At 46.8% G+C, this 13,752-nt stretch carries 12 protein-coding genes and 1 tRNA gene; 6 read left to right on the top strand and 7 right to left on the bottom strand.

The features are described from left to right. Positions 1 to 349 precede the first annotated feature (349 nt). From Q0323_RS00480 to Q0323_RS00450, 7 genes are read right to left on the bottom strand one after another with little or no spacing between them, the layout of a single operon-like run. A complete protein-coding gene (locus Q0323_RS00480; protein WP_298050485.1) occupies positions 350 to 2,173 on the bottom strand; it encodes a phosphoethanolamine transferase in 1,824 nt (607 codons plus the stop codon). 22 nt (positions 2,174 to 2,195) lie between these two features. Next, complete coding sequence (locus Q0323_RS00475; RefSeq protein ID WP_297988807.1) at positions 2,196 to 2,972, bottom strand: undecaprenyl-diphosphate phosphatase; 777 nt, start codon at positions 2,970 to 2,972, stop codon at positions 2,196 to 2,198. Continuing rightward, a complete protein-coding gene (gene thiE, locus Q0323_RS00470) occupies positions 2,959 to 3,573 on the bottom strand; it encodes a thiamine phosphate synthase (RefSeq protein WP_298050483.1) in 615 nt (204 codons plus the stop codon). The genes Q0323_RS00475 and thiE overlap by 14 nt, the downstream gene beginning before the upstream one ends. Beyond that, positions 3,570 to 4,109, bottom strand: coding sequence for a hypothetical protein (locus tag Q0323_RS00465; protein WP_298050481.1), 540 nt, complete (start codon positions 4,107 to 4,109; stop codon positions 3,570 to 3,572). The genes thiE and Q0323_RS00465 overlap by 4 nt, the downstream gene beginning before the upstream one ends. Positions 4,110 to 4,168: 59 nt before the next feature. Then, the gene (locus Q0323_RS00460; RefSeq protein ID WP_298050480.1) at positions 4,169 to 4,909 is read right to left on the bottom strand and encodes a basic amino acid ABC transporter substrate-binding protein; all 741 of its coding nucleotides are present in this window, start codon (positions 4,907 to 4,909) and stop codon (positions 4,169 to 4,171) included. A gap of 11 nt (positions 4,910 to 4,920) precedes the next feature. Next, the gene (locus Q0323_RS00455) at positions 4,921 to 5,649 is read right to left on the bottom strand and encodes an amino acid ABC transporter ATP-binding protein (protein ID WP_298050478.1); all 729 of its coding nucleotides are present in this window, start codon (positions 5,647 to 5,649) and stop codon (positions 4,921 to 4,923) included. Continuing rightward, the gene (locus Q0323_RS00450) at positions 5,642 to 6,304 is read right to left on the bottom strand and encodes an amino acid ABC transporter permease (RefSeq protein WP_298050554.1); all 663 of its coding nucleotides are present in this window, start codon (positions 6,302 to 6,304) and stop codon (positions 5,642 to 5,644) included. The genes Q0323_RS00455 and Q0323_RS00450 overlap by 8 nt, the downstream gene beginning before the upstream one ends. 169 nt (positions 6,305 to 6,473) lie before the next feature. On the opposite strand from Q0323_RS00450, the gene putP reads away from it, so the two are divergent. From putP to Q0323_RS00420, 6 genes are all read left to right on the top strand, one after another. Continuing rightward, positions 6,474 to 7,982 carry a sodium/proline symporter PutP gene (gene putP / locus Q0323_RS00445; protein WP_298050477.1) on the top strand — a complete coding sequence of 503 codons (1,509 nt, stop codon included), beginning with the start codon at positions 6,474 to 6,476 and terminating at the stop codon, positions 7,980 to 7,982. After that, entirely contained in the window at positions 7,975 to 9,288 is a 1,314-nt protein-coding gene (locus Q0323_RS00440) for a DUF2130 domain-containing protein (protein WP_298050475.1), read from the top strand. Before putP ends, Q0323_RS00440 begins: the two co-directional genes overlap by 8 nt. A gap of 1,044 nt (positions 9,289 to 10,332) precedes the next feature. Continuing rightward, complete coding sequence (locus Q0323_RS00435) at positions 10,333 to 10,989, top strand: YccF domain-containing protein (RefSeq protein WP_298050474.1); 657 nt, start codon at positions 10,333 to 10,335, stop codon at positions 10,987 to 10,989. A 257-nt stretch (positions 10,990 to 11,246) separates the two neighbouring features. Continuing rightward, a tRNA-Ile gene (locus Q0323_RS00430) sits at positions 11,247 to 11,323 on the top strand. A gap of 249 nt (positions 11,324 to 11,572) precedes the next feature. Next, positions 11,573 to 12,883 carry a dicarboxylate/amino acid:cation symporter gene (locus tag Q0323_RS00425; RefSeq protein WP_297901296.1) on the top strand — a complete coding sequence of 437 codons (1,311 nt, stop codon included), beginning with the start codon at positions 11,573 to 11,575 and terminating at the stop codon, positions 12,881 to 12,883. A 28-nt stretch (positions 12,884 to 12,911) separates the two neighbouring features. Further along, on the top strand, positions 12,912 to 13,592 hold the full coding sequence (locus Q0323_RS00420) for an amino acid racemase (protein WP_298050473.1): 681 nt from the start codon (positions 12,912 to 12,914) through the stop codon (positions 13,590 to 13,592). Positions 13,593 to 13,752: the final 160 nt, after the last annotated feature.

Genomic DNA, 13,752 nt, shown 5'->3' with positions numbered 1-13,752 from the left:
GTAGAATTCCATGCCGCGTGGATAAATTTTTATACCGCCAAATTTTAAAATTCCTAAATTTCAAAATTTCGCTATTCGAACGAGCTTCGCAATTTTTGTATTTCGTGAACGCATAGAAAATTCTACGCCGTGAAATTTTAGCCGCAAATTTTGAAATTTTACAAAGCCGAATTTTGCTAAGCAGAATTTCGCAACACAAGAATTCTACCGCAGAGCTTTGCGATAGCGTAGATTTGACGCAGACACGCCCCCCATCCGAAAGCTAAATTAGGGCGCGAGCATTTGCGATAAGAGCGCATTTTAAGAGGCGAAATTTTACGTAGCTAAAAGGCGCAAAATTTCACCGAATTTACTCGCCAAATTCCTTTTGCAGCTTGTAAACCTTATCGTAATCGACCCCCTCGATGATGCGCGGACGCGAGGCGTTGAAATCCGCGTTTATCACCGAGCGAGCGGGATCGTACTCGGGGAGGTCGGTCATCTCTAAAATTTCCGCAATCGCGTGGATGAGATCGTCGTTTAAAAACGGCCTGTCTTTGGCTGCCGCGATGCGCGCCCAAAGATCAGCGTTTTGCTCTTTAAATTTATCAGACGCCATGAAAATCAGCGGGATTTCGAGCGTGAAGCGGTTGATGCCGCCGTGGATTAGCTTGCCGCGGTACTGATAAAGGCTCTGGGCGTGGTCGCTGAAATAGACTATCAGCGTGTTGTCGTTTGCGAAAATTTTATAAATTTCGCTTACGATAAAATCGTTGTAAGCCACGGTGTTTAGGTAGTGCGCGAGCTCTTTTTTCTGCCCCTCATCAAGTGGCTCACGCGAGATGTCCGCGGCGCTAAATTTAGCAAAGCTTTTCGGATAGCGAAACTCGTAGCTCGGGTGCGAGCCCATCAGATGAAGGATGAAAAATTTATCCTTCATCTGCGCGCCGCCCGCCTCTGCGGCGGAGCTTTCGTCCTTGCGCGCAAGGGGCGATTTTTTCACGCCGGATTTGAAATTTCTTATACTCGGAAGCATAACTTCGTCGAGCGAGTAGGCGTATTTGTAAACCGGGATTTGATTCGTAAAGTCCGAATGATCCGTCATCTGCGCACTCGCGCCGCTTGCGACCGCCCACTGTCCGTAGCGCTCCTGGTTACTGATCCAAAAGGTCTCGTAGTTTGCGAGCCGCGCGAGATTTACGATGTCGAGGTTGGCGCTCCACGGGCGCTGTTTTTCGCTCTCGTAATTTCCGAAATTTAGCACGTATTTTAATACGTCGTTGGTCTTAGCTCCAGGCGAGACGACGTCGCTAAAGGCAATTAAATTTCCGCTTTGCTCAAGCGCTTGAAAGTTCGGCGTAGTGGGCAGATAGTAGCCGTATAGGCTCATAAAATTTCGCTGCAGGCTCTCTCCGATGATGAAAACGACGTTTGAGATGCGGTTTGGTGCGGTTTTATGCGAATGCGAGGCGTAAATGCTTTGGTATCCGGCTTGCAGCTCGCGCACACTTTTAAAATCGGCGCCGAAATAATCCTTCGTAACGAAAGCAAAGTTATAAATCGGAATTTTATTTAGCGCGATTATGATGCTGGCGCGCATTTTCGAGCTTTTGGCTACGTAGCTTTTAAATGCCGTATGCGCGATAAAAACGAGCAAGCTAAGCAGAAAGGCTAGCTTTATCGCGCGACATAGCTTCATTCGCGCTCGCTGGCTCACTCTAAGCCTAAGAGCGACGATGACGAAGATCAAAAGCGCCAAAAAAGTCGCGATAAGCTTAAAATTTAAAAACGCATGCGCGAACTCGAAGGCCTCCTTGGGCGTAGTTTGCACTAGCGCGTCCAGCGTGCCGTGCGAGTAGGTAAGTTCCAGGCTAAAGATCAAAAAAATCTGAGCGATCGCGAAGATTGCGTTTATCGCCAGAAGCGCAAAGGCGAGAATTTTATATAGCCTAGCGCTGTAAAAGCTAAGCGCGTAAAGTGCGAAAAAAAGTATCGTCACGCCGCAGATCGCAGACGCCACGAAAAACAGCGCCTGCGCAGAGAGCAGCTCGCCGCCGCGCGCGATAAGAAGCAACCCGAGGGCTAAATTTAATACTAAAACTAGCACGTATGCGTTTAGCACCGCGCCATCAAATACCGATAGAAGGCTAAATCTATCTTTTAAAAATGCGCCGATATTTTTTGCCAGGCTCATGAAATTCCTTTGATGATTGCGTTTAAAAAACGAAGATGAAAAATATGACGCCGATTAGAATTCTATAAATTCCAAACGGGATGAAGTCAAACTTCGAAACGAAACTTAGAAATAGTTTGATCGCCGCAAGCGCCACTACGAACGCCACTACGCCGCCTACGAGAAAGGTCGTGATATTGTCGGAGTTTTGCGCGAAGGTGTCTAAATTTTTATAGGTATCGTAAAAAGTCGCCGCAAACATCGTAGGGATCGCGAGCAGGAAGCTAAAGCGCGCGGCTAGGTTTCTGCTTAGCCCGCACAAAAGCCCTGCGATGATGGTAGCGCCGCTGCGCGAAGTGCCCGGCACCATCGCAAAACATTGCGAAAGTCCGATGATAAAGGCCTGAACGTATGAAATTTGATCCAGATGCTCTAGCTCGCTTTCTCTCGGGCGCGCCTTGCGAAAGAGCTCGACCGCGATAAAAATAATACCCCAGCCGATCAGCGCGTAGGCGACGGTCTGCGGCGCGAATAGAGATTTGATACTTTTATAGAGCAAAAATCCGATCGCAGCGGTGGGGATGAAGCCCACGATGAGCTTGCACCAGAGCTTAAAATCAACCAAAAGCCGCTTGTAAAACATCGCAACGACCGCTAGGATCGAGCCTAGCTGGATAACGACTTCGAAGCATTTAAGCGTATCGGTCTGCTGTAAGCCCATTAGTTTTGCGGCCAGGATCATATGCCCGGTCGAGCTTACGGGCAGAAACTCCGTCAGCCCCTCGACGATGCCTAAAATCACGGCGTCAAATATATTCATCCATTTTTTCCTTTAAATTTGCTAAATTCTGCGTGATCGAAGCGGGTCTGTAGATCGCCTCTACCATCGCGATATAATCAGGCTTGAGAGCTAAAATTTCATTTAAATTTTCTAAGTTTATTCCGCCGATTACGGCGATTGGGAGGTTTAAAGATTTTCGCGCCTCTTGCACAAGCGCATCGGGGCAAAGCGGCGCATCAGGCTTTGTCTTGCCGCGCCTTAGTGAGCCGAAGGTTACGTAGCTAGCGCCCTGCGCCTCGGCCTTTTGCGCGCTAGCAAGATCAGCGTAGCAGCTAACGCCGACGATCTTATCCGCGCCTAAAAACTCGCGCACCTGCGCCGTCTCGCCGTCGTCCTTTCCGATATGCACGCCATGCGCGCCAAGCTTTTTAGCAAGCACCGCATCGTCGTTTATGATGAGTTTGGCGCCGTAATCCTCGCAAAGACCGATGAGAGAGCGGATTAAGGCTTCATCCTGCGCGGCGAGCTTACTGCGATACTGCACGAGTTTTACGCCGCAGCGCAAAATTTCATCTATCTGCGAAAAGATAGTTTGCGGCGGCGTTAAGGCATCGTCGCTAAGCGCGTAAATTTCGCTCATCTATCCTCGTCTTTTTTAGGTATAGGTACGCCGTTTAGGATGCAGTTGGTAACGTCCCAAAATTTTGCGCTATACATTCCGCGCTTAGCCTCTTTGGCTTCCTCGGCGGCTTTTAAAAGCAGTTCGCTATCGTCGGTTATTGGCACGGCAAATCCCGCCGCTACCAGATCCAATCGCAGATTACTTTTAGGATCGCTTACGTCGCAAACATAGGCGTCGTTGCCGCGATTGATTAAATTTACGTAGTAGCGCTTGCCGGGTTTTATCACGGACTCGAGAGCTTTTTTATATTCTTTGTCGAATTTCCTTAGCTCCTTAGTGTCCGTTATGCACCTCGAAGCGCCCGCGGCGATTATGTTTAAATTTTTTAAATCGCAGGGAAAGAAGCGATCCTTTTGAGCCTTTCTGAAGGTAAAAACGAAGCTTCTGCCGTCATTGCCAAGACCTGCAAACGCAGCGATGCCATATCTGTCTTTTTGCTCCGCAAAGCTCTGCGTGCAGAGCAAAATCGCAAGTGTCAAAAATATCTTTTTCATAGGATTCCTCTTGGGCGGTGCAAATTCTATGAGAGGAATTTGCGCCTAAATTTTGCGGATTATTTTAAATTATACTTTTCCAAAAGCTTTTCGTAGCTTCCATCCTTTTTCATCTCCTCAAGCGCTGTGTTAAATTTAGTGAGCAGCTCGGGATACTTGCCCTTATCAAATGCGATCGAAAAGCCCTCGCTGCCGTCGGATTCTTTAAAAAATGCGGTTAGATCGTCGTTTTTCTTAAGATATTCGTAGCCCACGGATGAATCTACGCAAAGTGCGTCGATCTTTTTGTTTTTAAGCGACATAACGGCTACAAAAACGTTTTCCGTAGCGCTAACTTCGGCGCCTTTGATATCTCTGATCGCAAGCTCTTGAATGGTGCCTAGCTGCGCGGCAAGGCGCTTACCCTGCAGATCCGCCTTGGAATTTAACGAGCTATCGTCCTTGCGCTTGACATATAAATTTTCGACTTTATAGTAAGGAGCTGTGAAATCGATAGCCTTTTTGCGAGCCGGTGTCGCGCTCATTCCCGAGGCGATCATGTCGATCTTGCCACTTTTAATCGCAGGGATTAGCCCGTCAAAGCTCATATTTAAAATTTCGTATTTCACCCCCGCGCGCTTGGCAAGCTCGGCTACCAGATCCATATCAAAGCCGGTGACCTTGGAGTTTTCATCCACAAACTCAAACGGCGGATACTCGGCGTTTGTACCTACGATGAGCGTATCTTTGGTGATGTCTTTAGCGATTAGCGAACTGCAAAGCAAAGCGCCCGCAACTAAAAATCTCATAAATTTTTTCATTTCCCTCTCCTTTAGTGGTTTAAAATTTTATTTAAAAATTCTTTCAATCTCGGATTTTGCGGATTTTCAAATACGTTTTTAGGCGTATCGTCCACAGCGATCTTACCGCCCTCCATAAAAAAAATCCTATTTGCGACATTGCGTGCAAAGCCCATCTCGTGCGTTACCACAAGCATCGTGATTCCCTCTTTGGCAACCTCTTTCATTATACCTAACACCTCGCCGATCATCTCGGGATCTAGTGCCGAGGTAGGCTCGTCGAATAAAATCACGTCCGGATTTACTGCCAAACTTCTAGCGATTGCGATGCGTTGCTTTTGTCCGCCGCTAAGCTTGTGTGGATAAGTATAGGCCTTATCGCTAAGACCGACCTTTTGTAGCAGCTCCTCTGCTTTTGCGTAGGCTTGTTCTTTAGTATAAATACCCGCTTTTATGGGTGCTAGAGTTAAATTTTCCAGCACGTTTTTATTTGCAAAGAGGTTGAAATGCTGAAACACCATACTAACTTTGCGGCGAATTTTATTAATATCAGTGTGCTTATCGGTAATATACTCGCCGTCTATTTTAATAGTGCCGCCGCTCGGAATTTCGAGCAGATTTAAGCAACGCAAAAAGGTCGATTTACCACCGCCGCTTGGACCGATGATTGCTACGATATCGCCTTTATTTATGGTCTTTGAAATTCCTTTTAGCACCGATAAATTGCCGTAGGATTTGGTTAAATTTGATATTTCAATCATTGCGGTTTAACCTACTTTCTAGCATTTTTACTAAAAACGAGAAAAATTTCACGCTTGCATAGTAAAGTACTGCGGCAAAAAGTATCGGCTGGACGGTATAAAGCGCAGCCTGCATGCTTTTTGAAAAAAACGTAAGATCAGTAATTGCTACGAGACCCACGACCGAGGTCTCTTTAAATAGGCTAATAAACTCATTCGCAAGCGCAGGCAGGATATTTTTTATCGCCTGTGGAAAGACGATCTCTTTCATCGCCGTGCCGTAGCCTAGCCCCATCGCACGCGCGGCTTCCATCTGGCCGCGATCGACGCTATTTATGCCGCCGCGCACGATCTCCGCGACGTAAGCTGAGCTATTAAGCCCCAGCGCAAAGATCGCAGCTGCGATATTATTGCTCCACGTAGCAAAGATAATAAACACAAACACCATCAGTTGGATAACGATTGGAGTTCCGCGGATGATGTCTATGTATTCGTCGATAATGAAGCTTAAAAATTTATTGTTTAGAAATTTTAAAAATGCCAGCATAAATCCTAATGCGATACCGATCACAATGCCACCGGAGGTCAAAATAAGAGTGATGCCGTAGCTTTTGGCGTATGAAATTTTTTGCGCTTCGCTCAGTTCGGGATAGGTGAAATAAAGCCCCACGGCGATTACAGTCAAAACAAATACGACCTTTAAAATTTTCTCGTTCAACCAAGGCGCCTTTTTCTTAAAATTTAAATGGCAAGAATACTAAAATTTCGTTAAAATCTGGCTAAATTCCGAAAGTAAAATTTTATTTGAAATAGAGTAAAATTAGCTTTTTTAAAAGGAGGTAACGATGAGCTTTTGGACCTATTGCGCAATCGCGATATATTTCGGCGCGCTTATTTTTATAGGTAGGTATTATTATGACAAGAATGCGAGCTTAAGCGAGTATCTGCTCGACAATCGCCGCCTGGGCCCATTCGTAACGGCGCTTAGCGCGGGCGCTAGCGATATGAGCGGCTGGATGCTTTTGGGAGTGCCGGGCGCGATGTTTGCGACGGGGATTTGCAATATCTGGATAGCTCTAGGACTTTGCGCGGGCGCGTGGTGCAACTATAAATTTCTTGCCAAAAGGCTTAGAATTTACACCGAGGTAGCAAGCGACAGCGTCACGATCCCGGATTTTTTAGAAAACCGCTTTAAAGACCGCACCAAGACGCTTCGCATCATCTCCGGGCTTTTGATCATCATATTTTTTACGCTCTATGTTAGCAGCGGCATCATCGCGGGCGGCAAGACATTTGAGAGCTTTTTCGGGCTAAATTTTACATACGGCGCGGTCGCTACGATCTTAATTGTCGTGTTTTATACCTTTTTCGGCGGATTTAAGGCCGTCGCGATCACCGACGCATTTCAGGGCGCACTGATGTTTGCGGTACTTATTTTGATCCCTCTGTTTTCTTACCTCGCGCTGCAGATCCCTGCGGACAGCTCCTTTTTGGCGCAGGTACGGCTATACGGCGCGAGCCACCTTGATCTATTTTACAATCAAAGCTTCTTAGGCGTTTTGGGCCTGCTTGCTTGGGGGCTCGGATACTTCGGGCAGCCGCACATCATAGTGCGCTTTATGGCGATTAGAAGCTCGCGCGAGCTTGATAGCGCGCGCCGTATCGGAATTTCGTGGATGGTGCTAGGTCTTGCGGGCGCGATGCTTAGCGGCTTGATCGGCTTTGTCTATTTTTCGCAAAAGGGTCTTAGCATAGACGATCCCGAAAAAATTTTCCTAGAGCTCGGTAAAATTTTCTTTCATCCATTTATCCTAGGCGTCATAATCTCTGCGGTGCTGGCGGCGATTATGAGCACCATCTCAAGCCAGCTTTTGGTAAGCGCGAGCGCGGTTACGAAGGATTTTATCTTCGCGTTTTATAAAAAAGAGGTGAGCGAGCGCACGCAGACGCTAAGCAGCCGTATCGCCGTCGTGATCATCGCCGCGGTTGCCGCGATCTTGGCGTTTGGCTCAAACGATACGGTGCTAAACGTCGTGGGTAACGCCTGGGCGGGATTTGGCGCGAGCTTCGGAGCGGTGCTTCTTTTCAGCCTGTATTCTAAAAAAATGAGCGCGCTCTCGGCTCTAGTGGGTATGCTCGTAGGCGGTATCACGGTCATTTGCTGGATATTATCGGGGCTTTCGGCGGTCGTTTATGAGCTGCTGCCGGGCTTTTGCTTTTCGGCGCTTGCGATACTGCTCGTAAATCGCTACAACTCCGTGCTCGATAAAATGGCGGATGAGCCTAATGCCGCGCAAATTTCGCAGGAATTTGAAAAGATGAAAGAGCAGAGTTTAAGGGGCAAAGATGGCTAACGTAAAGTGCCCGCACTGCGGCTCTCAGATCGATATAGACGAGGCGCTGCAGCGCGATATCAAAGCTAAATTTGAAGATGAAATTTTGCAGCAGAAGCGAAAGTGGCAGCAGCAGCAAAACGAAGCCACGCTTAAATTTGAAGCCGAGATCGCCGCTAAGCGCGAGGAGTACGCGAAGCATCTGGCTCAGCTGCAAGCGAAGGAAAACGCCTTTGAGCAGCGCGTAAAGGCGGCGACCGATTCCGCACTAAACAGCGAGCGAGAGAAAATTTTAGCTCTTGCGAAATCTCAGATCGAGAGCGAAAACGCGGCAAAATTTGAAATTTTACAAAAGGAGCTGCAAGAAAAATCGCAAAGAATTTCCGAGCTAAATTTAATAAAGGCCGAAATGGAGGCGCAAAAGCGTAAATTTAGCGAGCTTGAGGCCGAGAATAAAGCTAAATCCGAGATCGAGCTAACCAACCGCATGAATATGGAGCGAGAGCGGCTTTCGAAACAAATTTCGCAGGAAAACGAGCTGAAATTTCGCCAAAAGGATGAGCAGATCCAAAGCCTAATCGGCCAAATAAACGAGCTTAAGCGCCGCTCGGAGGTGGGCTCGCAGCAGCTTCAGGGCGAGGTGCAGGAGCTCGCGCTGCAGGAGTATCTGCGGCTAAGCTTTCCTTTGGACGAGATAGATGAGGTCAAAAAGGGCGCGCGCGGCGCGGACTGCGTGCAGATGGTGCATACGAGGGAGTTTGCGGGCTGCGGTAAAATTTTATACGAGAGCAAGCGCACGAAAAGCTTCGAGCCCAAATGGATCGACAAACTCAAAGACGATATGATAGGCGAGGGCGCGCAGATCGGCGTTATCGTCACCGAGCAGATGCCGCCTCACAGCCCTAGGCTGCATCAAGCGCCGAGCGATGCTAGCATCTGGATCTGTTCGTTTGAGGAATTTAAGGGGCTTTGCGCCGTCTTGCGCGAACATGTCGTGGCGCTTGCGTTTGCCAAAAGATCGGGTCAAAATCAAGATAGCAAAACGGCGATGCTCTACGACTATCTGACCTCGCCCGAGTTTGCAAACCAGATAAAGACGATCGTCTCGGCATTCGTCGGCATGCAAGAGAGCTTAAATAAGGAGCGCAACGCGATGGAGCGCATCTGGAAACAGCGCGAAAAACAGATCGCGCGTGCGCGAGACGGCGCGATCGCGATGCACGCAAGTATCAGAAGCATCGCCGGAAGCGGCGTAGCGCAGCTCGAGGACGTCGATGAAATTTTAAGCCTCGAGGCGATTGCGGCGGAGAGCGAAGCGGAGGATTAGGCTAGCATCTCGGCTCAGATCGGCTTGGCTCTGCGCAGCGCGAAGCTAGAATTTGCATAAGTAGCATAACGCTCGGCTTGAGACGGCGTGAGATTAAAATTTTGTAAAATAATGCGGTAGCTGTCTATGAATAGAGTGGTACTAGAAGTTTGCAAAGTAGTGCGACGCTAGGCTTTTGAAATTTTGCAGCGTGATAATTTTTGCGAAGCAACGTATATGCAGAATTTTAAGGGCGCGAGTAAAAAATCCGCTAGTAATGTGCCGCGAGATTTTGCCGCGCACGGATTTGTTAAGCTTTGAGACTTAGCGAGCGATACAATCCCGCTTTTCAAGCGTGAAATTTTGCCGTTTTTGAATACGGCGTCGTCGCACCGGTTTTAGTTAAACTTTGTGCCGTAGGGTTTTTGGAATTTGCTACAAGCTCTTCGCTAAAGTTCGTTTTAAGGGCTTCCGTTAAAATTTATGCTGCGAAACTTCGCGCCAAATTTAAAGGTAAGACCTTCCCATCAAAGCTCGCGTCAAAATCCATATCAAAATTCGTAGCAGAATTTTAAAATTTAGCTTTACCGCGCCGTGAAAATTCTAAAATTTTGGTTCGCAAAATTCATAAAAATTTATAAAATTTTTCAAAATTCTATCATCAAAATTTTAAAATTCATAACTTTTTCAAAATAAATTTTAAATTTCGTAAACTCCCTTGCTACAGCTATTTGCAGGGTAAAATTTTATCGCGTGAAAGCGCTTGTTGCCAATCGTTAACCGCCCCCCCCCTATAATTCCGCAGTCGTTTTGCGTACAGGAGTTTTGCACGCACAAGGCTCGTTTTGCACGCCATAGCCGCAGGCGTGGGCGCGTCGTGCGGGGTGTACGCCTTAGCATTTCTTAGTGTTTCGACACGTTTTAGCGTTTTGCTGCGCCATAGCGCTTTGGCGCGTCTTTTCGCGCGAGTTGTGCCAAATGCTTTGCGAAACGGATGAGAGGTTGTGCGAGCCGCTCGAAGCGGGCGGCTTGCTTGATTTGCATAAATTTATAAAGAGGTAAAATATGCGTATTTTAGGCAGCATTATTTGGTTTTTTCTGGGCGGTTGGATCTTGGCTATCTTAACTTATTTGTCGGGTTTAATCCTTAACCATTTTAGTCGGACCGCTCCCGCGGGATTGGGTCTTATGGAATACAGTAAATTTCTATTTTTACCTTTTACTAGCGATATGGTGCGCAAAAATAAAAGCTCGCTTGCCGTCGCCGCAGAGTCGCTGCAGAACTACAAATATGACGTAACGCCCCAAAAAGTATCCGTAGCGACGATAGTAGCTGCGGTTTGTATCGTAGCGATCGCTTTACCTGCAGTAGCGATTGCGGAACCAGGGCTGACTACTAGAGATGATGCGGAGATTTCTAGATTAGCGACAAATTTAAGTACCGTTAAATACGATCTAGACGCTTATTATATCTCCCAAGGCAAATTCGCATCCGATTTTTTGGTTATGACGAATGTTCCGTTAGAGCCTAACGGAGCGAATTCTGCTTATCTGAAAAGCTTGAAGGGAGATAAATGTTTCCTAATCAGCGTGGACGGCGAAAATAAAACGATCACCATCGCAAAAGGTCCCGATGCCGAAAATAATATCTGCCGGGGAGCGTATGAATTACCGGGCGTCCCTAAAATGCTATCGGAGCCTATTCAAGTAAAAAGCTATTAATTCACACGATTTAAGGGCGAATTAGATTATGGCGGCGGATTTAAGAGCCCTGAAATTTTATATAAAATTTCGTCTTAAATTTACGCCGCCTTGTGCGCACGAAAGTGATCTGATCGGAAATCAGACAAAGTCGCGCGCTTTGGCGTGAAATTTAGCCACTATTTGGGCGGATCTAGGCGCCATAAAATTCCGCGGCTAAAATTTAACGCCGTTTTAAGATTATTTTTGTAAAATCACATTTCTTTTTTACCGCTGGCGGGCTCATAGCTCAGTTGGTTAGAGCATCCGGCTCATAACCGGATGGTCCTAGGTTCAAGTCCTAGTGAGCCCACCACCACAAAATTTTTTGCTTTTCACTACATCAAAATCCGCAAAATTCTATAAATTTCATGCGTCGTTTTTCCTTTGAAATTTCGCTTCATAACTTCAAAAGACAAAGCCTGCTGCATAATTCCCGCTTTAAAATGCGGCAAACTCGCGATTGAATTTTCAAATTTAACTTTCATTTGGCGACCGATTAAATTTTATTTTATGGCAAGTTGCGGTAGAATTCCGTTAAAATTCTTAGTGCAGGGAGATGTCCATGTCAGAAAATCAAACGAAAAAAGGCGGAATTTTAGCCTTTTATTTTAACTCAAGCTTGCTTTGGCGCATCATTATCGCTTTAGTGTTGGGCTCTGCGATTGGTATGTTACTACCTAAAAATATGCCGGTGGGCGATACCACGTGGGTAGCGATTTTAACGCCTTTGGGAGATCTTTTCGTGCGGCTTTTAAAGATGATCATGGTGCCGATCATTATCTGTTCGCTCATCGTGGGCACTAGCAGTATCTCGCCAGCGCACCTGGGCAAAGTAGGCGTTAAGGCGATCATATTTTACGCTATAACTACGCTTTTTGCGATCGTCATCGGCCTAGCGTGTGCGTTTGTATTTTCTCCAGGTAGCGGGCTTGATCTAAGCGATGCGTCCAAGGCTGTCGAAAAGGCAGCGAACGCGCCTAGTATGAGTAAAATTTTGCTTAATATAATTCCTACGAATCCTTTTGATTCCATAGCCAAGGGCGAAATTTTGCCGATCATCGCGTTTTGCTTATTTCTTGGCGTAGGGCTTGCGTTTTGCCGCGACAGTAGTGATGCTCGTATTAAAAATTCCGCTGATACGGTTTATAATTTTTTCGATGGAATGAGCGAAATTATGTTTAAGGTCGTGCATTGGGTGATGCAATACGCACCAATTGGCGTTTTTGCGCTAATGTTTGTAGTGTTTAATAAAAGCGGTATCGAGGCTTTCAGCTCGCTATTAAATGTCACGATTACCCTATACGTGGGACTTGCGATTCAAGTATTTGCGGTTTATTGCGTTATTTGTATGCTTATCGGAGTTAGCCCGATTAAATTCCTTAAAAAAGTGCGTCCGCCGATGCTTACGGCTTTTGTTACCCGCAGCTCCAACGGCACGCTTCCGATTACGATGCAAACCGCCGAAGATATGGGAATTCCAAAGGCGATCTACGGCTTTGTTTTGCCCGTGGGCGCTACGGTGAATATGAACGGCACGACCGTGTATTTGGGCGTGTGCACGCTCTTTATCGCTAATGCTTGCGGTATCGATCTAAACAGCAGCCACTATCTCACGATCATCATCACTTCGATGCTTGCTGCGATCGGAACTGCCGGAGTTCCGGGAGCTGGTGCGCTGATGCTGCTTTTAGTGCTCGAGTCTATCGGCGTCAAGGTAAGCGGTAACGTGGCGATCGCTTACGGAATGATTTTGGGCATTGATGCGATTTTGGATATGGGGCGAACCTCGATGAACGTAACGGGCGATGTTGTGGCGTCGATCTACGTCGCAAAGAGCGAAAACGAAATGGATATGAGTAAGTGGGAGAATTAACCCAATTAAAATTTAGAAAGGACGAGCTATGAAAAGAGTTGGGATTATCGGTGGAATGGGACCTTTGGCGAGTGCGGATCTGTATATGAAGATCATAGAAGAGACCGCTGCGGGCAGCGATCAAGAAAATATTCCGATTGTAATCGATAGCTATCCGCAGATTGAAGATCGCACGGCGTTTATCTTAGGCAAAGGTGAAAATCCGCTTCCGCGCCTAAGTGAGAGCGCTGTTAGGCTCAAAAATGCAGGCTGCAAGGCGTTTGCGATGGCGTGTAACACGGCGCATTTTTTCGCAGACGATGTAGAAGCTGCGGCGGAAATCCCGCTAATTCATATCGCTGAGGTCACCGTAAAAGCGATCCGCAAAAATTATCCAAACGCCCATAAAATCGCTGTGCTAGCCACTATCGGTACAAAAAAAGCTAAAATTTACGACGATCCGCTCAAAGAAGCGGGGCTAATCAGCGTGGAGCTTGGTGAAGAAAATCAAGCGGTTTTGATGGATTGCATCTACAAAGGCGTTAAGGCGGGCAAGACTGCCGAATACGTGGGGGCTTTTGAGAATTTGCTAGGCAAAATCGATGCCGATATTTACGTCGTTGCCTGCACCGAGCTGCCGCTATTTTTGCCGTTAATCAAAAGCGATAAAATTTTCGTTGATCCTACTAGAGAGCTTGCCAAAGCGATCGTGGAATTCTCAAGATCGTAGAGCCGCAAGGCTTTGCAAACGGAATTCTAAACCGCAAAATTTTACGATGACTTAAGTCGTGGAATTTTGCGGAATTGCGTTAGCTCAAAATTCCATCGAGGTGAAATTTTATGATAGTGGAATTTCATCACAGCATTTTAAACTTAAAATTTTGTCAAAA

The sequence above is a fragment of the uncultured Campylobacter sp. genome (genome assembly GCF_938030145.1).
In the GTDB taxonomy this organism is placed as follows: Bacteria; Campylobacterota; Campylobacteria; order Campylobacterales; family Campylobacteraceae; genus Campylobacter_B.
This window is presented reverse-complemented; position numbering and strand designations above follow the sequence as displayed.

Coding starts and splice junctions, on each gene's coding strand:
- Q0323_RS00480 (WP_298050485.1), bottom strand. CDS start 2,173: ATGAGCCTGGCAAAAAATATCGGCGCATTTTTAAAAGATAGATTTAGC.
- Q0323_RS00475 (WP_297988807.1), bottom strand. CDS start 2,972: ATGAATATATTTGACGCCGTGATTTTAGGCATCGTCGAGGGGCTGACG.
- thiE (WP_298050483.1), bottom strand. CDS start 3,573: ATGAGCGAAATTTACGCGCTTAGCGACGATGCCTTAACGCCGCCGCAA.
- Q0323_RS00465 (WP_298050481.1), bottom strand. CDS start 4,109: ATGAAAAAGATATTTTTGACACTTGCGATTTTGCTCTGCACGCAGAGC.
- Q0323_RS00460 (WP_298050480.1), bottom strand. CDS start 4,909: ATGAAAAAATTTATGAGATTTTTAGTTGCGGGCGCTTTGCTTTGCAGT.
- Q0323_RS00455 (WP_298050478.1), bottom strand. CDS start 5,649: ATGATTGAAATATCAAATTTAACCAAATCCTACGGCAATTTATCGGTG.
- putP (WP_298050477.1), top strand. CDS start 6,474: ATGAGCTTTTGGACCTATTGCGCAATCGCGATATATTTCGGCGCGCTT.
- Q0323_RS00440 (WP_298050475.1), top strand. CDS start 7,975: ATGGCTAACGTAAAGTGCCCGCACTGCGGCTCTCAGATCGATATAGAC.
- Q0323_RS00435 (WP_298050474.1), top strand. CDS start 10,333: ATGCGTATTTTAGGCAGCATTATTTGGTTTTTTCTGGGCGGTTGGATC.
- Q0323_RS00425 (WP_297901296.1), top strand. CDS start 11,573: ATGTCAGAAAATCAAACGAAAAAAGGCGGAATTTTAGCCTTTTATTTT.
- Q0323_RS00420 (WP_298050473.1), top strand. CDS start 12,912: ATGAAAAGAGTTGGGATTATCGGTGGAATGGGACCTTTGGCGAGTGCG.